Annotated in this window: 16 protein-coding genes and 1 pseudogene; 9 read left to right on the top strand and 8 right to left on the bottom strand. The window is 41.6% G+C overall.

Features of this window, described 5'->3' with window-relative positions; all coding sequences use genetic code 11:
* Nucleotides 1-33 precede the first annotated feature (33 nt).
* From mazG to rlmD, 3 genes are all read right to left on the bottom strand, one after another.
* Nucleotides 34-822: a nucleoside triphosphate pyrophosphohydrolase gene (gene mazG, locus FN961_RS19880; protein WP_144041930.1), complete on the bottom strand. Its 789-nt coding sequence runs from the start codon at nt 820-822 to the stop codon at nt 34-36.
* 89 nt (nt 823-911) lie between these two features.
* The gene (gene relA / locus FN961_RS19875) at nt 912-3,119 is read right to left on the bottom strand and encodes a GTP diphosphokinase (protein WP_144041929.1); all 2,208 of its coding nucleotides are present in this window, start codon (nt 3,117-3,119) and stop codon (nt 912-914) included.
* Between the two features lie 140 nt (nt 3,120-3,259).
* Nucleotides 3,260-4,591, bottom strand: a complete 1,332-nt coding sequence (gene rlmD, locus FN961_RS19870; RefSeq protein ID WP_144041928.1) for a 23S rRNA (uracil(1939)-C(5))-methyltransferase RlmD — start codon at nt 4,589-4,591, stop codon at nt 3,260-3,262.
* 96 nt (nt 4,592-4,687) lie between these two features.
* Between rlmD and barA the strand changes: the two genes are divergently transcribed.
* The 5 genes from barA to recN all read left to right on the top strand — a co-directional run bounded on the left by barA (nt 4,688) and on the right by recN (nt 11,274).
* On the top strand, nt 4,688-7,501 hold the full coding sequence (barA, locus tag FN961_RS19865) for a two-component sensor histidine kinase BarA (RefSeq protein WP_144041927.1): 2,814 nt from the start codon (nt 4,688-4,690) through the stop codon (nt 7,499-7,501).
* Nucleotides 7,476-8,081: a YjaG family protein gene (locus FN961_RS19860; protein WP_144041926.1), complete on the top strand. Its 606-nt coding sequence runs from the start codon at nt 7,476-7,478 to the stop codon at nt 8,079-8,081. The genes barA and FN961_RS19860 overlap by 26 nt, the downstream gene beginning before the upstream one ends.
* A gap of 15 nt (nt 8,082-8,096) precedes the next feature.
* Nucleotides 8,097-8,333, top strand: coding sequence for a DUF3319 domain-containing protein (locus tag FN961_RS19855; protein ID WP_144041925.1), 237 nt, complete (start codon nt 8,097-8,099; stop codon nt 8,331-8,333).
* Between the two features lie 144 nt (nt 8,334-8,477).
* Nucleotides 8,478-9,455, top strand: coding sequence for an AEC family transporter (locus FN961_RS19850; protein WP_144041924.1), 978 nt, complete (start codon nt 8,478-8,480; stop codon nt 9,453-9,455).
* Between the two features lie 157 nt (nt 9,456-9,612).
* Nucleotides 9,613-11,274, top strand: a complete 1,662-nt coding sequence (gene recN, locus FN961_RS19845) for a DNA repair protein RecN (RefSeq protein ID WP_144041923.1) — start codon at nt 9,613-9,615, stop codon at nt 11,272-11,274.
* A 168-nt stretch (nt 11,275-11,442) separates the two neighbouring features.
* On the opposite strand, the gene FN961_RS19840 is transcribed toward recN, so the two are convergent.
* A complete protein-coding gene (locus FN961_RS19840) occupies nt 11,443-13,752 on the bottom strand; it encodes a penicillin acylase family protein (RefSeq protein ID WP_144041922.1) in 2,310 nt (769 codons plus the stop codon).
* A gap of 126 nt (nt 13,753-13,878) precedes the next feature.
* A complete protein-coding gene (locus tag FN961_RS19835) occupies nt 13,879-14,151 on the bottom strand; it encodes a hypothetical protein (RefSeq protein WP_144041921.1) in 273 nt (90 codons plus the stop codon).
* Nucleotides 14,152-14,336: 185 nt separating this feature from the next.
* On the opposite strand from FN961_RS19835, the gene FN961_RS19830 reads away from it, so the two are divergent.
* Nucleotides 14,337-14,588, top strand: a complete 252-nt coding sequence (locus FN961_RS19830) for a hypothetical protein (RefSeq protein ID WP_144041920.1) — start codon at nt 14,337-14,339, stop codon at nt 14,586-14,588.
* A 56-nt stretch (nt 14,589-14,644) separates the two neighbouring features.
* Here FN961_RS19830 and FN961_RS19825 read toward each other — a convergent pair whose 3' ends face one another.
* Nucleotides 14,645-15,643, bottom strand: coding sequence for an NADP-dependent oxidoreductase (locus tag FN961_RS19825; protein ID WP_144041919.1), 999 nt, complete (start codon nt 15,641-15,643; stop codon nt 14,645-14,647).
* Between the two features lie 176 nt (nt 15,644-15,819).
* Here FN961_RS19825 and FN961_RS19820 point away from each other — a divergent pair, with 176 nt between their 5' ends.
* The 3 genes from FN961_RS19820 (at nt 15,820) to FN961_RS19810 (ending at nt 18,652) form a co-directional block, all read left to right on the top strand.
* Nucleotides 15,820-16,296, top strand: a complete 477-nt coding sequence (locus FN961_RS19820) for a MarR family winged helix-turn-helix transcriptional regulator (RefSeq protein WP_144041918.1) — start codon at nt 15,820-15,822, stop codon at nt 16,294-16,296.
* Nucleotides 16,297-16,542: 246 nt separating this feature from the next.
* Complete coding sequence (locus FN961_RS19815; RefSeq protein ID WP_144041917.1) at nt 16,543-17,637, top strand: extracellular solute-binding protein; 1,095 nt, start codon at nt 16,543-16,545, stop codon at nt 17,635-17,637.
* Nucleotides 17,638-18,109: 472 nt separating this feature from the next.
* Entirely contained in the window at nt 18,110-18,652 is a 543-nt protein-coding gene (locus tag FN961_RS19810) for a DUF3016 domain-containing protein (protein WP_144041916.1), read from the top strand.
* Nucleotides 18,653-18,723: 71 nt separating this feature from the next.
* On the opposite strand, the pseudogene FN961_RS26085 reads toward FN961_RS19810, so the two are convergent.
* Both FN961_RS26085 and FN961_RS19795 read right to left on the bottom strand, forming a co-directional pair.
* Nucleotides 18,724-19,301, bottom strand: a pseudogene (locus tag FN961_RS26085) (FMN-binding negative transcriptional regulator).
* A 92-nt stretch (nt 19,302-19,393) separates the two neighbouring features.
* Nucleotides 19,394-20,002: a GNAT family N-acetyltransferase gene (locus FN961_RS19795; RefSeq protein ID WP_144041913.1), complete on the bottom strand. Its 609-nt coding sequence runs from the start codon at nt 20,000-20,002 to the stop codon at nt 19,394-19,396.
* Between the last annotated feature and the right edge of the window lie 41 nt (nt 20,003-20,043).

The raw sequence follows: 20,043 nt of genomic DNA, 5'->3' as shown, positions 1-20,043 counted from the left end.
AAACAAGATTATTAGAATTTTTATATTCGTCGCTTATTCTTGTAATTTTACTTCATCCCAATATTGATCGAGCTCATCTAAAGTGTGGGCTTCCATCGGCTTCCCCGCTTGATTTACCAGCGATTCAACCCCACGAAAACGTCTCTCAAATTTCCTATTTGCCTGACGCAGTGCCTGCTCGGGTTCTACCCCTAGATGCCGAGCAAGATTCACGACAGCAAAGAGCAGATCGCCCATCTCATCTTGTACCCTATCCTGGCTGATTTCCTCTTGCTTAACCTCATGTATTACTTCATCTATCTCTTCATGTATCTTATCCACTACTGGCCCAAGTTCAGCCCAATCAAAGCCAACTCTCGCAACGCGCTTTTGAATTTTTACAGCGCGAGAGAGTGCCGGTAAACCCACGGGAATATTATCCAATACCGAATGCAAATCTTTAGCACTGCGCTCTTTGGCTTTAATCTGCTCCCAGTTATCTTTGACCTGTTCAGCACTCACGCCTTCCAAAGACCCGAAGACATGGGGATGGCGAGAGGTAAGTTTATTACAGATTTTGTCTACTACATCGCCAAAATCAAACAATTCGGCTTCTCGACCCAGTTGGCAATAAAACACCACCTGGAACAGCAGATCGCCTAATTCATCAGGCAGTTCATCCATGGCCATTCTCTCAATGGTATCTGCCACTTCATACGCTTCTTCCAAGGTAAACGGCACAATAGTCTCAAAACTCTGAGCTTTGTCCCAAGGACAACCCGTTTTAGGATCCCTTAACTTAACCATAATATCGAGTAGAGGTTGAATATCGTTATTGTGCATAACTACACCTTAAAATGTGTTTTATAAAATAAAAATGACGACCTAAGCCGTCATTTTCTCTTTATTTAAAAAGTCATAACAAGGTGTAATTAAAGCCTTCTGGCTTCACTCACCCCTTCAATCTGCGTCAGTTTAGACATCACACGTGAAAGTCCGTCTAAATTATACAGCTCAAGTTCAAGTTCAATCGCCGCCGTCTGAGTTTTGATATCCGATGTTGAACTCATTGCCATCACATGGGACTTTTCTGCCGCTAATACAGAGGTTAAATCTCGGAGTAATCCCGAACGGTCACTGGCAATAATACGTAAGCGAATTTTATAACCGCCAGAATAATGTTCACCCCACACCACATCCACGGTTCGTTCAGGGTGGACTCGCATCAGCTCTTTCACCTGCTCACAATCAGCTCGATGTACCGAAATGCCTCGGCCTTTAGTGATAAAACCAAAAATTTCATCCCCTGGTACAGGTTGACAACAGCGAGCAATATGGCTCATGAGGTTACCGACGCCATTAACCTCGACTTGACCTTTACCCACTTTCTTAGACTTAATGCCGCTCTTTTTAACCAGATCTTCAACCGCAGCTTCATCATCAACTTGATTGATGCGCATGTGGCTCTGCACATGATTAACCACTTGATTAAGACGTACATCGCCACCGCCAATACTGGCCAATAGATCATCCATACTGACTAAGTTAAAACGCTCAACGGCACTTTGAGCATCTTTAAGCTTAAGGCCAGATCTGGCAAGCTCAGCTTCTAACATCTCTTTACCAGCAACGATATTCTTATCTCTATCTTGCTGTTTGAACCAGTGTTGTATTTTAGAACGCGCACGTGAAGTGCGGATATAGCCTAAGTTAGGGTTTAACCAATCACGCTTAGGATTCGGGTGTTTAGAGGTGATAATTTCAACCCGCTGCCCTGTCTCAACCTGATAAGTAAAGGGCACTATGCGTCCATCGACTTTAGCACCAATACACTTATGTCCCACGTGGGAGTGAATATAATAAGCAAAGTCGAGCACACTCGAACCAGACGGAAGGTCGACCACTTCACCACTTGGGGTAAAGACATATACTCTGTCTTCAAAGACCTGACTGCGAACCTCTTCGACCAAGTTACCGCTTTCGGCCACATCTTCTTGCCACTGCAGAATTTTACGTAGCCAGTTTATCTTCTCTTCATATCCACTTTGCTTAGCGCCGCTCGCGCCCTCTTTATATTTCCAGTGCGCGGCAACCCCGAGCTCTGCATCTTCATGCATCTGCTCAGTACGGATCTGAATCTCAACCGTTTTCCCCTCTGGCCCCACGACAATCGTATGGATAGATTGATAGCCATTAGGTTTAGGGTTGGCAACATAATCATCAAATTCACGGGGGATATGGTGCCAAAGTGTATGAACAACACCAAGCGCACCATAGCAATCTTGCAGTCTATCGGTCACGATTCTGACAGCGCGGACATCGAACAACTCATCAAACTTGAGATCTTTGCCTTTCATCTTCTTCCAGATGCTGTAGATATGCTTAGGGCGACCATAGACTTTTGCCCTGATCTGATCTTTATCTAGCCGAGTCTGAAGTTGCTCAACAAACTCATCGATAAAGGTTTCACGATCGAGCCTTTTACCATCGAGCTGTTTCGCGATCTCTTTATAGGTTTGCGGGTGCAGGTAACGAAAAGAGATATCTTCCAGTTCCCACTTCAGTTGACCAATACCCAGTCTGTTAGCCAGCGGCGCATAAATATCGGCGATTTCACGCGCTAATAATACTCGCGTTTCCTCATCGGCATTTTTAACCTCTCTAAGCAGACAGATACGCTCAGCCAATTTAATCACCACAGCACGAACATCTTCCACCATGGCCAATAGCATACGGCGGATATTATCGATTTTGACGTCACTGGTACGAGACTGGTTGTCGACTTTGAGTGCGCCAATGGCATTCATGGTCTCGACGCTCATCACTAATTTAGCCAGTTCGCTATCAAAACTCTCCTCTAACGCCTCTTTAGATAAAATCCCAGCTTCGAAAACGACAAATAACACTGACGCCTGTAAGGTTTCGATATCCATATTCAACGGCGCTAAGATCTCAATCATCTCTCTGGCACGTTGGAGTGTTAGCGTTTTGTGCTCTTGGCTTCCAACAAGCATGGTCTCGATACGGCTAATCAGTTCGAGTAGTGTTTGAGCTTCATCCGTGTCACTAATGTAGCGGTTTACCCACTCTTCTAGTTGAAAATTAGGATCGCTAAAATGTGCTTCTCGAACTGATACCATCTCAATTTCGTCCTTAACTTTGAAACAAAATAATCATATAGATACCTATCTTCAACATTATGATCTTATTGTCAATTAACATAAGCTGAATATTATTTGTTTAGTTATTTTTTCATCGAATTAAGTGACTTATGTAAAATTCAAGTTAATTCGAACAGTGCCATAGCTTCAATATGATGTGTTTGGGGAAACATATCGATTAAACCTAACTTTTTCAATTTGTAGCCATGCTTAAGTAAAGGCTCACTGTCTCGAGCTAAACTGGATGGATCGCAAGAGACATATACAATCGATTTAGGCTTCATTTTCTTTAAAAACTGCAGACTCTCAAACGCGCCAGCTCTGGCAGGATCAAGCAGTAATTTATCCACTTTACCTAACCAAGGCTCTTTTGAAAGATCAGCACTTAAATCCGTGTGGAAAAAAGTTACGTCTGACAAGCCGCTTTGTTTGGCGTTAATTCTGGCCTGAGACACCATTTCTGGTACCCCTTCGACCCCAACCACTTTGGCACCCGATTTTGCTAACGGTAAACTGAAATTGCCCACTCCACAAAAAAGATCAAGTACTCGTTCATCGGCTTTCACTTCCAACCATTGAACAGCCTGAGACACCATTGCGGCATTAATTTCACCATTAACCTGCACAAAATTGCCTGGGGTGAAACTCAGTTTAATCTCGCCATCTAACGTGTAGAAAGGCAACTCTGTAGGCCCTTCAAGCACGGCAAGTTCACCCTCATTACCTTGAACAAGTAAATTAACCCCTTGCTCCTTGGCAAACAGGGTCAATAGGGTATTGTCTTTGTCCGATAAAGCTTTAGTCATTCTAACAACGATAAATTGACCGTTTTCAACATCGATAAGCTCAACGTGCCCTAATGCTCTTCTCCCTGACAGTTGATTTAAGATTTTAGTTAAAGGCGAAATTAACTGTGACAAAGACGTCGATAAAACTGGGCAGTCACCAATGCTGATGACCTCTTTACTCGATTGAGCCCTAAAACCTAACGTGATTCTTTTGCTCTCTTGATTGTAATAAGTCGCTAAACGCGCACGACGACGATAAGCCCATTGCTCACCGATTATCGCCGGTGCTAAAGTCTCTGCTTGGGTATGGCTTAATTTATCCATCAAACCGACCAGTGCCGATTCTTTGTGACTACGCTGCTTGTCTAAAGCAAGATGCTGAAGATCGCAGCCACCGCACTCATGGTAATGTGCACATTTGGGCTCGATACGATCCGCTGAACGGCTCTCAATTTTGAGTAATTTAGCCTTCGAATGACGCTTCTTCTGTTCAGTCAACTGAACCATCACTTGCTCACCGGGTAGCGTCCCGGGGATAAAGACAATCTTCCCTTGATGCTGAGCAATCCCAGCCCCCAGATGATCTAAGCGGGTCACCTCGAGTTGAACTTTTGCAGAGAGTTGCTTTGAACTGTTTGGTTTTGCTTTAAAAAACTGTGCCATTTAGGCCTCTAAATCAATAATAATACTGGCCAAGACTGCATAACTTCTGGCAGTCTAGTGTTACGTGTGTAAGAACTGGACAAATCAGCGAGCCTAATGAATAAAGCCGATAGCATGACCAAATATAGCCTTAGATCATGGGTGCTCGTATTGGCATTAGCTCCGACCATTCTCATCGGGATCTTATTAGGCAGTTATTTTACCATAAATCGTTTCTATGAACTCGAAGAAACACTCATCGAGCAGGGCGGCAATATTATTGAGCCTCTTGCCATCGCTGCCGAAATAGGCCTGAAGAAGCAAGATTTTGAAACAACCAAGAAACTGATCACTGCAGCACAGCTCAACAAATCCTCTTTAGTTCAATTTATCGCCATTTTCGACACGGACAATCGAGTTATTGTCACCTCTCATCATTATAAAGATCATGAGTTAATGCGCTACGATAAACCATTAAGTAGCCTAATGAGAACAGAGCTAGAGCAAGTTGGTGATAGTTTAATTCTACGCAGCCCCATTTTTTCTTCAGAGCACGAACTCAAACTCAGTACCTTTGATGAAAGGGATCCTCAGCATCTTGCCGCAACCAAGCTTGGTTATATTGCCATATTGGTTAATAAAGAAAATTCATTACTTGAACAGCACAGAGCTGCTGTTGCCGCCTTTATCATCGTCCTAATTGGCGTTCAGTTAAACTTACTCTTTACCTTTCGACTGGTTAAAAATGTCACTCAACCCATCACTGAAATGGTGAAGGTAGTTGCAAAGATAAGGGAAGGTAAACTTGACACTCGCGTTGATGGTAACTTAATTGGTGAACTTGATCTGCTGAAGCGTGGTATCAATGCGATGGCAAGTTCCTTGTCTGAGTACCATGATGAGATGCAACAAAATATCGACCAAGCCACCTCTGATCTTAGGGAAACCTTAGAACAAATTGAGATCCAAAACGTCGAGTTAGATTTAGCTAAAAAACGCGCACTTGAAGCCAGCCGGATCAAATCAGAATTTTTAGCCAACATGTCACATGAACTCAGAACTCCACTTAACGGCGTGATTGGGTTTGCTAAACAATTGCTTAAAACCCCTTTGCACTCAAGCCAACAAGATTACATCAGCACCATCGAAAAAAGTGCCAGTAACTTATTAGAGATCATTAACGACATCTTAGATTTCTCTAAGTTAGAAGCCGGAAAACTGGTATTAGAAAATCAACCCTTTGCTTTACGAGATACCATAGGTGACACCGTCACTTTGTTGTCCAATAGCGCACGAGAAAAAGACATCGAGTTGGTTGTCGACATAGACCAAGCGATCCCAGAAGGTCTTTGTGGCGATTCAATGCGGATCAGTCAAATTCTCACCAACTTGATAGGTAATGCTATCAAGTTCACCGATAAAGGCAGTGTCCAGCTTTGCCTTAAACTCGCTGAAAGTTCAAAAGAGAGAGTGCTACTTCGCTGTGAGATAACCGACACTGGTATAGGTATCGATCCCAAACAGCAAGAGATACTATTTCAAGCCTTTGGACAAGCGGACTCCTCAATCTCTCGTCGCTTTGGTGGGACTGGACTCGGCTTAATTATCACTAAGCGCTTAGTGAATCGAATGGGTGGTCAGATAGGCTGCCAATCAGAAGCCAATGTTGGTTCTACTTTTAGCTTCACTCTGCCACTTGAAACCAGCCAATATCCGGTAGGTCAGTTTTTACCAACAGAAAAACTCCTGAATAAAACCGTGTTATTGGTGGAGCCAAGAGAGTTGTCTAATAATGCCTTAGCAAAACAGTTCGACTATTGGGGCATGCGAGTCACCAACCTGCATTCATCGACCCAGCTCGACAGACATATCAAGCAAAACTCTACCATTTACGATTTTGGCGTAGTGAGCTGCAAAGGATTAAACCCAGATAAAGACTTTTCAGAACAGTTGCAGGCCATTAAAGCTTCATGCCATTACTTAATCTTTCTCTCTGGCACTAATGAACAAAACTTACATATTGTGTTTGGTTCCGTTGATAAAATCTTCCCCAGCCCCGTTGGCACAAATACATTGGCTCAGATACTGCTCGATCCCAAACCCGATATTAGCAGCGCATACAGGCAAGAAGAGTTTAATCAAGCAGAGCCCGTCGCCAGAGAAGTATTGAGTGTGCTCGCTGTTGATGATAATCCGGCAAACCTTAAGCTAATTGATACACTATTAAAGGAACTCGTTACTCAAGTTACCGTGATAAACAATGGAAAAGGCGCGGTTGATGTCGCTCAGGAACGCAGTTTTGATCTCATTTTTATGGATATTCAAATGCCAGGCACTGACGGCATTAGTGCCACTAAACTCATCCGCCAGCAATCCTTAAACCGCAACACTCCCATTATTGCCGTCACCGCTCATGCCATTGCCGAAGAGAGAGAGCTTATCCAACAAAGCGGGATGGACGGTTACCTGCCTAAACCTATCGATGAAGCCGCACTAAGAAGTGTGATCGTTCGCTGGAAGACTAGGCCTAAATTTACCCATTTCGATCCCTTTACGCTTAATTGGGAGTTGTGTTTAGCCCAAGCGAATCAAAAGCAAGACTTAGCCTTGGATATGCTTAAAATGTTAGTCGCATCAATTCCTGAGACCACGGAATTAATAAAAAAAGCGCTAGAGGAGTTCGATCAAGACTCAATGCTGTCATCGGTACATAAACTCCACGGAGCGTGTTGTTATTGTGGCGTGCCAACAGCACAGAAGCTTTGCCAAGAGATTGAATCCTGCTTAAAAGCCGGTTCTGCTGTTGCCGATGTTGAGCCTGAAATACTTGAGTTACTTGACGAGCTAAGTAAGGTAGAATCAGCCGCAACTCAAGTGATATCCCAGTTATCAACGGACGTAATAGATGACAACGAAACCAGGCTTCTTTAAACGAGTCAAAGCATTAGATTTTCCACAGAAGAAAGTCTTTGCTATTGCCTTGTGTCAACGCATGTTACCTAACTATCAACTTTTCTCAGAAGTCTGTGAATTTGGTGACCCGCAGGTATTAGACACTGTACTAAACCTGCTGTGGCAATCGAGCTATGATTCCAAGCTAAAGCTCAACATCGATATTTATCTAGAAAGATTGGAGCTTATCACTCCAGATCCCGCTAACTTCGATGTCTATGGTGTTTATCCAGCCATGGATGCAACTACCGCTTTGATCGCTCTTTTAAGTGCTATTCAAAGTAAAGTTGAAGAAGATATTGTCAACATTAGTAAGTTGTCATCAAGTACTGTCGCAAATTATATTGAAGCGATTTCAGACGTAGAACTTGATGAAGATGCCTTTGATGATTACATCTTTAATCATGAAGTCATGCTTGATGAAAAAGAGCTGCAAGAGAACTTGTTAGAGCTTATTGAAGATAATCCTAAGCTCAATGCTGAATTTATTAAGTCCTTACGCAAAGAGATTATCGATGCGGGTGTCTCAAATATTGGTATAGGAACACAGGAAGGCTAACTTTCCTGACTCATTATGCGTAAGTTAATTTATCAAGGTTATATTTTAACGAATGCAAAGGGATTAACTGATACTTGGACGCTTACCATTAGCGGTCAATGCCGAACAGGTTCTTTGTTTGAGCTCAGAAGACAAATAAACTTCTATTGTGAGCTTGGTGTTTTACCGCCAACCAAGCTCAACAAGCAAACAGGAACAAAGACAAATCCGGCAATCGAACGTATCCCCCCACGTCGTTATCTAATCAAATAAGTCATATCAATAAAGAGACAAGGCTAACTCTAGCCTTGTCTCTTCTATTTTTATACCAAAGTGCACGTTTATGACGAATACGTCATAGTCCACCTTAGCCCTAGTATGATATTTTAACGTATAGCAACTTTGGAACTGCATTTAATGTCACCCATTTTAACTCCCCTGTTTGCTGTACTCGCCATGATGTTATTAGGCTCGCTAGTACAGAAACTTAGACTGCTCCCCCCCGATACCGATATGGTGCTGAACCAATATGTGTATTATGTGGCCTTCCCTGCAATTATGCTTATCGCACTGGCACAAACACCAATCGATGAGATATTGCAATGGGGGTTTATTGCTGGGTACAGCCTGGCCATGCTCATCACCTACCTTCTGGTAATATTGGTATCGTATATCACCAATAAAGGTCGTGCAGACTTAGCCGCATTAAGGGCTCTTAACAGCACATTCGGTAACACCGCGTTTATCGGCATACCTTTGTTATCAATGTTGTTTCCAGGTGAGCAAACAGCCCTAACAGCGGCCGCTATTGCCAGTTTACTTTCGGTTATCGTGTTTGCTTTAGCTCTTGTAGTTATCGAATTATATCAAGAGAAAAGCAGTGGAAAGCAAGAATATAAACAATCCCCGCTGGTAATTGTTGCCCTCTCTTTAATCAAAAATCCCGTCGTGATTGGCAGCGCTATCGGCGTTCTTTTGTCTGCCTTAAAGTTTGAATTATTCGAACCTATCTCAATCATGTTAAGGCAAATAGGAATGACATCTAGCCCTTGTGCCCTCTTTGCTATTGGAATGGTGCTCGCTAAAGCGAGTGGCAGCCAAGAATCCTACAATGAAAAATCAAGTGTATTAAATCAAATTGCAGAGCTGAGTTGGATAAACGTTGCTAAATTGTTCATACAGCCTGCACTGGCCTATATTTTATTATCAGCCTTCGGGATTGAGGGCGATTACTTTGTCATGGGAGTGCTACTGGCTTCGCTTCCAACAGCCGCAAGCGTGTACCTTTTAGCTGAAAGGTATCAGATTAAGGTGATGATAAGTGCGCAGGCCATTATGCTTGGTACCGTACTCAGTATTGTGACCTTACCTCTGATAGATAATTTTTTACACTAGAGCATCGATAGATAATATATTGATATTCATCTTCTTTTACATATTTCAATGGGGATCCCTCATGCAATACTCGGTTAATTTTCACACAAAGCTTTACTGTATATAAAATCAGTATATACTGTTCATAAACACAGTACTTAAGTGGAGGTGTCTCATCATGCTTTGCCAACTCAGCATTAATAATTTTGCCATCGTTCGATTTCTCGAACTGGATTTTAAACCTGGAATGACCAGCATTACGGGTGAAACCGGTGCAGGTAAATCAATTGCAATTGATGCTTTAGGCTTATGTCTTGGTAACCGGGCTGACGCCAGTACCGTTAGACCTGGCGCATTAAAAGCTGAAGTGAGTGCAAGGTTTTCACTAGATGATGTTCCCTTAGCAAAACGCTGGCTTGAAGATAATGATCTTGAATTAGATCAAGAGTGCATCCTTAGACGAACCATCAACAGTGATGGGCGCTCAAGAGCCTATATTAATGGCAACCCAGTTCCGCTCACCCAGATTAAAGATTTCGGCCAGCTATTAATTGGAATACATGGCCAACATGCCCACCATGCTATGCTAAAAAGTGAGCACCAACTTACTTTACTTGATAGCTATGCTAACCACAGGTTACTCCTTGAAACAGTCTCCTCTAGCTACCTGCGCTGTAAGTTAATAGAGAAGGAACTGAAGGTCCTTCAGCAAACTCAACATGAACGCATAGCCCGTAAACAGCTATTGCAGTATCAAGTTGAAGAGCTCAATGAATTCGCCCTAAATAAGGGGGAGTTTGAAGAGATAGAGGCTGAACATAAGAAACTTGCCAATGGTACTGCACTTGTCCAAGCCTGTAAAAACCAGCTGTATATTTTACAGGAGAATGATCAAGGCAGTGTTGAGTCCCTGATCAACGCTGGCATTACGCAGGCTCAGGAACTTGAGTCTTATGACCCAGATCTTAAAAGCGTTGTTAATATGCTTAATGATGCATTGATTCAAATTCAGGAAAGTAGCAGTGAAATTGAACATTACTTAGATAAATTAGAGCTGGATCCTGAACATTTTGAACAGCTAGAACAAAGACTGTCCAAATTAATGCAGCTTTCACGTAAGCATCAAGTTCTACCTTGTGCCCTCTTCGGTCACCATCAAGAGTTGTTAGCAGAACTGAATAGCTTAGATTCAGATGAAGGGGCCTTAATACAGCTAGAAGAGCAAGTAAACGCAAGCAAAGAAAGCTACTTAATCCATGCTAAAAAGTTAAGCCAAAGTCGAAATCGTTACGCTAAAGAATTAGATAAAAAAGTCACGCAGTCGATACATGAACTTAGTATGCCGAAGGGCAAATTCTGCATCACAGTCACCTTTAACGAAGAACTTATTTCGCCTAATGGCTGTGATAGCATAGAGTTTCAAGTATCAACAAATCCAGGCCAACCCCTGCAAGCTATCTCTAAAGTAGCCTCTGGTGGTGAGCTTTCACGAATAGGTCTTGGTATTCAAGTTATTACAGCTAAGAAAGTATCGACGCCAACCCTGATTTTTGATGAAGTCGATGTGGGGATTTCAGGCCCTACTGCGGCTGTTGTTGGGCGTATGCTGCGCACTTTAGGTGATTCAACACAGGTCTTCTGTGTCACTCATTTACCTCAAGTTGCAGGTAATGGACATCAGCATATGTTCGTCAACAAGCACACTAAGGCGGGTAAAACTGAAACATCAATGGTCTCTTTAGACAAGTCCCAGCGAGTCGAAGAACTGGCTAGACTCCTCGGTGGAGATGTGATCACCAGTAATACATTAGCCAACGCTAAGGAACTATTACAGAGCTAGGCTACCTATCTCTGTCTTCCCCTTATTAAAGAGCGGGCATGCTCTATGCCCGTTATCCTCCATTACTACATTCCCGCTAACATTGTCTCATGACACAAATAATTAAATAAGCTAACCAGTCACCATTAAATGCTAACGACCACGAAGTGATTACATCTTTATACTGGATTAGTCACCAACCTTAATTGTTATTTTATATACGGTGTCAGTGGGTAATAGAGGTGTAGTCACATTATTGGCGTAATCTTCAAAACCTGAACGATAATAGTCAGACAAAGGGTGGCCAGACTGCCCACCAGGTATCATCATAATGCCACTTTCTTCCGAACCCGGTTGTACAATAAAACGTTGTGAGGCGCCAAATGAACGTTTTTGAACAGCTGGCATAAACGTATCCCCAAATCCAATTTGACTTGGCATATCCAAAAAACGACTCAAGAATGGCAGTTGCCGACTAAATGGGTGTTTTATCTCTAACCGATTAACTTCCCCCCACTGCAAGTCGGCCAACTCTTCGCTTTCACTGTGCTTAGCCAATAATGTGTCCACTGAGTCTTGATAGATAGAAATAGCAAAATCATCCCAAGTACTAAATTCGACAGGTAACCAGTCAGCAGGTTGCTCAACGATTAATTGCCAAATAGCAGGTTCCAAATAGCGTTTAACCACGGATAGACTCAAATTTAGCTTATTGAGCCCAGTTTCAATTGGCGCAAAGCTAGCATCAATGAACTGATGTCTAAACGATCTCACTAAGGTATAGCCAACAGAGTCAGCACAAGCACACTGCTGCCAGTCTCTCAAATATTGAATATCTTTAGCGAAACGCGTTGGCTGAGTTGAGAGTAAGGTAATTAAGAATTTATGCCAAGGTAGAAGAAATCTTGCCTCATTATCCAACTGCAGTGTTAAAAAATCTTGTTCGTTAAAACGTTCAGATTCAAACAACCGGTCTCTTATTTGTTGGGCTCTAGCGCCTAACGCATAGCCACCATCCCCAAATCGAGTCGATTCATCCGCCGACATTACTCTCGAATTCGCCGACCATAATCGACTCGAGTCAGGATTAAAGACTTGAGGTAAGTTGGGCTCGTTCTCTTGCCACATAATATCTTGAAATTGATAAGCTTGCTGAGCAGTATTACTCGGATTCGTTCGCGATGGCACTGCACCTGCTGGCTTCCAACCTGCATTTCCCTCACTGTCGACCAGCAACATATTTTGTACCGGGATCCCGATACTGGTCGCTAACGCTAACCCTTGCTGAACATTACTGGCCGTTTCCAGTCCCATTAACTCCATATTCACCGCATAATCCTGATGCGCCACCCAAGAGAGACCATAGGCTTTACCATTAATTTGTTTAACTGGGCCAAACTCCGATATTTCAATGGGGTATTCAAGGGTTGAATCAGGCAACTCGATTAATTCAATATCCGTCGAGAGCATTTGCTTATCATCCAACAATACCCAATCCGCGGTATCGATATAAGCATTGGTGAATCCCCAGGCAACCAGCCCATTCGTCCCCACGACAACGGCAGGGGTGCCGGGTAACGAGACGCCAGTCACTTGAACTTGTTTAACTTCATCTCCTATCTGACTCTTGTAGTTCAACTGGGCCCGATACCAAATAATGGGCACCGCAAACGAGAGGTGCATGTCATCAGATAGCATGCCTTTTCCTGAGGCTGTTAAGGCGCCCCTCACAGCCCAATTATTACTGCCAATATCCAGGGGTTCTTCAATGGAAGTCACCTTGGAAGCGGCAAGGTTTTTCATTAAAAGAGCTGGGATTTCAAGCTTATCAGTGGGGAGTAAACTCGCATCAAGCGCTGCCTGATAGGGGCTGTTTTGCGTAATAAAAGCCAACATGTTTTTGCCATACAGTTGTTCAATATGGATTAGCACCATGTCTCTTGTCGGGGTTCTTCCCTGAAGGTCCAAATACATACTAAAGATAACGAGCAGACTATCGGCGGGTACCCATGATCGCGGTGTAGAATTTGTCAGAAGGTATTCAAATGAATTGAGACTCTGCTCTGCTAACGCGGCATTGACCCCATTAGCATAAGCTTGGAGTAGCATTTTTTGGGCTATTGGCATCTTAGCCACGATTGATTCAGCTCGCTTTCTAAATTGATGAAAGCGATGTTGTTTATCGACGTTAAGCGCTTTGCTGCCAAATATCTCTGACAACTCACCAGCTGCATTTCGTCTTAATAGATCCATCTGAAAGAATCTATCTTGCCCGTGAGCAAAACCTAGCCCGTAAGCAATATCTTTGCGGCTATCACCTGAAATGATCGCCGTGCCGAGAATGTCTCTCTCTAAAGTAATGTCATTGGAGATATGGGCGCTATAAAGATCACCTGAAAGCTTAGGTAAACTCAGGTTCAATCCAATGTAAACAGCCGCTATGGTGATAAAAATTAACGATAAAGCGAAGGTGAAGAATATTCTAGTTATTTTAGACATTAACTAACGCCATGATTCAACAAACTTTTAGCTACTATATATTAAGTTAGTTAAATGTTAAGCCTATTTATAGCCTAAATATTCCCATTCACCGTTCAGATAGAAATAAGGAAATTCCATTTCATACTACATGCACTGAGCTAATGCTCCTTTTTTAGTCGCGGCCATCACACAACCACGCTCACTATCAGTCGCAGCCTTACAATCCGCCATCATGGTTTTAGCATCTGGAGCCATAGCTCCCAATACCTTTTTAGCATGCTTGACGACCTCTGGACACTTGCCTGCAGCAACAGGCTCATAGTTAGTGCATCCACTTAACATTAATATAGACGCTATTCCTATGCTTAAAGGTAGGATTGAAGGGAGCAGACTCTTTCGCTTATTAGTATTGAACATATTTATTCCTCAATTATCTTCATTTCATTGTCACTACAAGACTAGAAGAGATATATCACTTTTGCATTGATACTCATAAAACCTGATCGTTAAGAGCGAGAACTGTCGATCTATAGGGTGGTAAATGGTAGATTTACATTTCATTAGCTGTATGACTTATAAGCCTCATGACTAGATAAAAATAAATGGCAAAACCTAATAAAAAAGGCCCGACTCGAACCGTAGATATCTTCTGTTCGAAGTGTAAAAACCAACTATTTAAATACCGAAAAGGTGGGAAAGGTGCGCTGGTCAAATGTTTTAAGGAGCGTATCGTTGAAGATTATACTCACACTGCGTGCTTATGCCCCAATTGCGGCCAAGAGTTTGCCAGAGATACATTAGTACGAGGAACTCCTGCACTAAAAATGATTGGTGGTAAGGTCACTTTTAAATAGCGGTTGGTATAAAACAAAAAAGAGCCCTAGGGCTCTTTTTGTCAAGTTATCTAAACCTAAGTTAGCTTAACAACCATCTTGCCGCGATTTTTGCCTTCAAACAATCCGATAAAGGCATCGGGAGCGCTCGCTAACCCTTCATAAATGGTTTGCTCGGCTTTAACAGCCCCAGTTGCTAGCCATTGACCCATCGCTTTTGCAAACTCAGGGTAATGCGCCCAATGCTCAAAAACGATAAAACCTTCCATTCTCAACTTCTTCATGATGATCATAGCAAGGTTGCTCGGTCCTGGTGTTGGCGCTGTATCATTGTATTGGGAGATCATACCACACACGGCAATTCTGCCATGGTCATTCATATTATCCAGTGCAGCAGAAAGATGCTCACCACCCACATTTTCAAAGTAAACATCCACCCCTTGTGGGGCTGCTTCTTTCAGTGCTGCACTTAAGTTTTCTGCTGTTTTATAATTGATCACAGCATCCACACCTAAGCTTTTCAAATTAACCGCTTTCTCATCGGAGCCAACAGAGGCGATGACTTTAGCGCCCATTAACTTGCCAAGCTGACATGCCACGCTGCCAACGGCACCGGATGCCGCAGAAACAAATAAGGTTTCCCCCTCTTTTAGCTCGGCAATTCGATTTAACCCTGCCCAAGCTGTCATACCAGGCATACCGAGTACACCAAGAAAATGAGATTCACTCAAAGGCGTTTCAGGGAGCTTGGTGTGATCGCTACCATCTGTCACATAATGGCTGCGCCAGCCAAGCATACTGGTGACTTTAACGCCCACAGGAAAGTCAGAATTGCGCGACTCTATCACCTCACCAATGGCACCGCCCTCAAGTACCTCTCCAATCGAAAACGGCGCAATGTAGCTTTTTCTATCGATCATACGACCACGCATGTATGGATCTACCGACATCCATAGATTTTTAACTAAAAACTCACCCTCTTGAACCTCTGGAAGTAGAAGAGACGACAGTTTAAAGTTGTCATGAGTGGGTAAGCCTTCAGGGCGTGAATCAAGTAATATCTGTTGAGCTTGCATAAAACTTCTTTTACTTTGCGCGCTAATTAATTGTGGTAAACTCTACTATCAAATACCGACAAAGACAACTAATTTGCGCGCAAAGTATATTTCAGAAATGTTTGAAACACATCCAAACTATTTGATAATTAATGCTTTACAGATACTAAAATAAACACATTTAAGGCGTATTTAAGGTGCAGAAGAGTTCTATCCAGAATAAAACAACGCAAGTTGACAACAATGACAACACTCAGTCTCTATCTGACAATGTGTGCTTTGCCTTGTACACAGCGGGAAATGCACTCGTCCGTGCATACCGTCCTTTATTAGAGCAGTGCGATCTCACCTACCCACAATATTTAGTAATGCAAGCTTTATGGCTTAACGATAACGCTAGTCTTACAGATCTCTCGAAAGAAACTCGTTTGGATCTCGGCACCTTAACGCCAATTGTTAAACGTCTCGAAACTAAAAACCTATTAATACGGAGGGTTGACAGTAAAGATGAGCGCAAGAAAATCATCAAAGTTACTCCTTCTGGCATCGCGCTTAAACAAGAAGCTTTATCGCTAAAGCAAGTGCTCTTAGCAAAAGTAAGTATTACAGAACAGCAGATAGATTCTTTACGAAATTTATGCCTGACGCTCACTGACGATTTAAATCGAAAGTAATTATATTTTTAAAAAGTAAAAGTCAGGCTTAATACGTCGATTTCGCCTTGCCAAATCGTCACTATCTAGCACCAAAGAGATTAATTAACAATTAAATAACCAGAATACGAAAATTACACTTGCGATAAAAAGATCCTTAGAGAATACTGCCTACTGGGGAACAGACTGTGATTAAATAAGTTATCTAAATTAATGTATTAGATTGTAAAGCGGCCAAAAATGGTTGCGCACATTACAAGGATTTCCATGCGGCAGAACATTCTTTTTATATGCGTGTTAATTTTGCTACCTCTCCCTTCATACGCGAAGGAGATTTTACGAATATTTACTTGGGATGGTTATGTCACTTCCCAAGACTTAATCACAGTCAACAAGCAGCTCAAACAACAGGGCTATCAAATAGAAGCACAAGTCATCAACCTACTTGCTTCCGGCCCCGAACAGATGTTTAACGTGCTTAGAGCTGGAAAAACAGACATATCCTTTCTGACTCTTAATTACATTAAAATGCAGGAAGAGAAAACTTCTAAGCTATTGCAAGTGATCAACACTCAATCCCCTCGAATGCCAAATTATAAGAATCTCAAAACTGAGTTAACACAGATTCCAATGGGAATGAGCGATAAAGGTATGGTTTATATTCCCTTCGGCGGTGGTGCTTACGGTATTTGGGCTAACATGAACAAACTCAATAAAGAGGAACTACCCATTTCAATAAGTGACCTCTGGAATGAGAAATGGAAAGGAAAGCTATCATTAGCAAAAGGACAAATCCAACCTAACATTGCTCTGGTTATGCAGTCATTGGATAAACCCCCCTTCTATATTGATGACCTCATTAAAGCAGGAAAAAGACGTGAAGCAATCACATTCGTCAAAAACTCGGCTCAAAAACAGACGAACCTTTTATATCAACAAGTTCGTTCCTTTTGGGATGGCACCCCAAACTATGATCAAGAGCTGTTATTAACGTCTAGTTACGGTGTTGAGATTGCGGAGCAGAATGCCCAAGGTGGTAAATGGGAATATGTTTATTTTAACGAGGGAAGCACAGTTTGGCTCGATACCATTAATTTCGCCAAACACTTAAGCGGTACAAAGCTTGAAGCCGCTGAAATTGTTGCCAACTACTTTATTGGTAAAACCGTTCAAACCAGACTGGTTAATGAATTAGGCATGGTCTCAACAACAAACTTAGTCGACAATAATCCGCTACTTGATAATGATCCTGACTTTTTCTCAAAGCAGATGTTCTGGCAACCCTATGATAAAACTGCTGATAACATTATGGATAATATGTCCGACACAGCAATGGAAGCCTACGAGCATAAAGCCTTATAATCAGGTTGAACTAGAACATTGTTGATTCTACAACAGGAAGTCAGGTCTATAATGTATTCATCAATCTAATAATATTTAATTTATAGGTTAACCGTGTCACTAATGCTAAGAATGTTAATATTAGATTTCAGATTGCGATAGAAAACATCTATACAATTAAGAATTAATAGCATTTAATTATAATGATATAATAAATTACGTATCGTATAAATATCACGCCAACCCTTTTAAAGTAAGCCAAAAGTACCAGTTACTTTATAGAATATAAACTAATTATAAAACTCAAAAATAATCAATGGCTTAATACATACTCAACAAATAAATTAACAATCAGGTCCATCTAGTGGTTAATAAAACTTGTTTCCCACGTAAAATTATATAAAACTGCCTATTCAATAATTTATTTAGCTCGACTAGTTACAGCCTTTAACATTAAACTATATTCAGTACAATCAAATACAAAGGAGTCGATATGAGATATACAATATCTTTACTAACCTTAATTATTATGGCGATATTATCTGGGTGTACTTCAACTGCTAAAAAAGAGCCCATAGAAAACTATGTCACCCATGATGGTAATCTTGCCATTATTTGGAAAGATCCAAGTCAATATACAGACATTGAATCAACCACTTGGCTACAATCTAAATTTGGCCCTTACTTATTTAGTGAACTAACCGAGGAATTAGGACTAGTCACCAAGAAAGCACTAGGGAAAAATCAAAAATTAGATCTTATGGTAACGAATGTAGATTTAGCGGGTGATGTACAACCCACCTTTGGTGCTTCTCCAGATGACATTAGAGTAGTATCAGATCTCTACCCCCCTAAAATTAGTTTTGATTACAGTTTAAGCCAGGATGGTAAAGTGATTATGTCTGGTTCAGAGAAAATTCAAAACATGGGTTTCCTATTTGGCATTCAGCCAATTACCAGCCAACCATTTCCGTATGAGTCTGAACTGTTAACTAAATGGTTTAAAGATAAAATACAACCAAAGCTCGTTAAGTAAATACAGTCAATAGATAAGGCAGGTTACTGCCTTATCTATTTAATTTAACTGTTAATATTTTTAAGCTAAATTCAACCAATCCCTATGCCTCTTTTTTGCATATAACTCAGCAGCCTCTTAACATCAGAAGTTTCATTTAATTCTAACCCCTTTACCACACCGGCTTGATCGACAAGCTTTCTATTTTGACCTAACTTTTGTTTCCCCAGCATTTTGGTGAGCTTGATTTTAAAGCCCACTATTCCCTGTGCTAATCTATCTCGGTATTCATCGGTAATGATGTCACCCTTAATGAGTAACTCAGGTTCATAATTACTTACCATTTCATCCAATGCCATTATCGTTTCATCATTAGGGAGCAGAGTCATCTCTCCATAAAGATGTACAGCAGCGTAGTTCCAGCTGGAAACGAAGCGTACCAAGTTGGAGAGATATAACTGTGTGGCCCTTCAAGAATAACCATCACATTACAGCCATCTTGCTTAACTAAAAGACGATTTGCTCTTGAAAAATGTCCATAAAGTGTTCCTAAATCACCTTCTGACTTTTTTAACACAAAGGGTAAATGATTAGCTTCAAGCTGCTCCGTTATTAAAGTGCCAAAACTAAACTCTTCAATAAACTGATGAATGAGCTCATTGCTCTCCATCTTCATCATTTCAGGGATGTGCATTATTCCACCTTTCATTAATCAAGCAATTTATATTCAAGGTCTATCCCTACAAAATCCCAATAATAGAATTAATTTAAATCCAGCTTAGCTTGTAGATCAGTCTTAACTTGTGGCCACTCCTGTTCAGTAATGCTGAAAATGGCAGTACTTCTAACATAGCCATTGGGCAAAATTCTATTATTACGTAATACGCCTTCAAACTTGGCCCCGATGCGCAAGATAGCGTTGCGAGATTGCTCGTTTTTTTCATGGGTTTTAATCTCAACCCTAATGGCTCCCAATATCTCAAAAGCATGCTTCAACAGCAGAAACTTAGTCTGAGTATTAACATGGGTTCGCTGAAAATCTGGGGTTATAAATGTATGCCCTATCTCAATATTTCTATCATCTCGTCGAATTGAGCAGTAGCGGGTACTGCCTATTATCTTCTTGCTATGGTTATCGATAATAACAAACGGGATCTGATGGCCAAGTTGCTGCTCATTCAACGCGTTAGCAATCCAATGTTCAGTGCTTGATAACGATTCACAAGGATTGGGAATAACCCATTTCCACAAGCCTTCATGGTTACCTGCATTGTGAAAACCCTTTATATCTTCCCTAGCTAAAGGGTTAAGTGTGATATCCCTAGCCTTAAGGGTTATAGGCCGTGGATTAAAGTCTGTGGTTGTTTGCAAGTGAATTCTCCTGTTTCGACTGATAGGCTATTCTTGCAGCA

Origin of the sequence: Shewanella hanedai, from assembly GCF_007197645.1 — a bacterium.
Classification (GTDB): domain Bacteria; phylum Pseudomonadota; class Gammaproteobacteria; order Enterobacterales; family Shewanellaceae; genus Shewanella; species Shewanella hanedai.
Note: the sequence above shows the minus strand (reverse complement) of the source record. Positions and strands in the feature narration are given on the sequence as shown.

What these genes read in the sequence shown, in the direction of transcription:
- barA (WP_144041927.1), top strand. Translation starts at nt 4,688, where the DNA reads ATGAATAAAGCCGATAGCATGACCAAATATAGCCTTAGATCATGGGTG.
- rlmD (WP_144041928.1), bottom strand. Translation starts at nt 4,591, where the DNA reads ATGGCACAGTTTTTTAAAGCAAAACCAAACAGTTCAAAGCAACTCTCT.
- FN961_RS19825 (WP_144041919.1), bottom strand. Translation starts at nt 15,643, where the DNA reads ATGCAAGCTCAACAGATATTACTTGATTCACGCCCTGAAGGCTTACCC.
- FN961_RS19835 (WP_144041921.1), bottom strand. Translation starts at nt 14,151, where the DNA reads ATGTTCAATACTAATAAGCGAAAGAGTCTGCTCCCTTCAATCCTACCT.
- FN961_RS19840 (WP_144041922.1), bottom strand. Translation starts at nt 13,752, where the DNA reads ATGTCTAAAATAACTAGAATATTCTTCACCTTCGCTTTATCGTTAATT.
- FN961_RS19855 (WP_144041925.1), top strand. Translation starts at nt 8,097, where the DNA reads ATGCGTAAGTTAATTTATCAAGGTTATATTTTAACGAATGCAAAGGGA.
- FN961_RS19860 (WP_144041926.1), top strand. Translation starts at nt 7,476, where the DNA reads ATGACAACGAAACCAGGCTTCTTTAAACGAGTCAAAGCATTAGATTTT.
- FN961_RS19850 (WP_144041924.1), top strand. Translation starts at nt 8,478, where the DNA reads ATGTCACCCATTTTAACTCCCCTGTTTGCTGTACTCGCCATGATGTTA.
- FN961_RS19810 (WP_144041916.1), top strand. Translation starts at nt 18,110, where the DNA reads ATGAGATATACAATATCTTTACTAACCTTAATTATTATGGCGATATTA.
- recN (WP_144041923.1), top strand. Translation starts at nt 9,613, where the DNA reads ATGCTTTGCCAACTCAGCATTAATAATTTTGCCATCGTTCGATTTCTC.
- mazG (WP_144041930.1), bottom strand. Translation starts at nt 822, where the DNA reads ATGCACAATAACGATATTCAACCTCTACTCGATATTATGGTTAAGTTA.
- FN961_RS19830 (WP_144041920.1), top strand. Translation starts at nt 14,337, where the DNA reads ATGGCAAAACCTAATAAAAAAGGCCCGACTCGAACCGTAGATATCTTC.
- FN961_RS19815 (WP_144041917.1), top strand. Translation starts at nt 16,543, where the DNA reads ATGCGGCAGAACATTCTTTTTATATGCGTGTTAATTTTGCTACCTCTC.
- relA (WP_144041929.1), bottom strand. Translation starts at nt 3,119, where the DNA reads ATGGTATCAGTTCGAGAAGCACATTTTAGCGATCCTAATTTTCAACTA.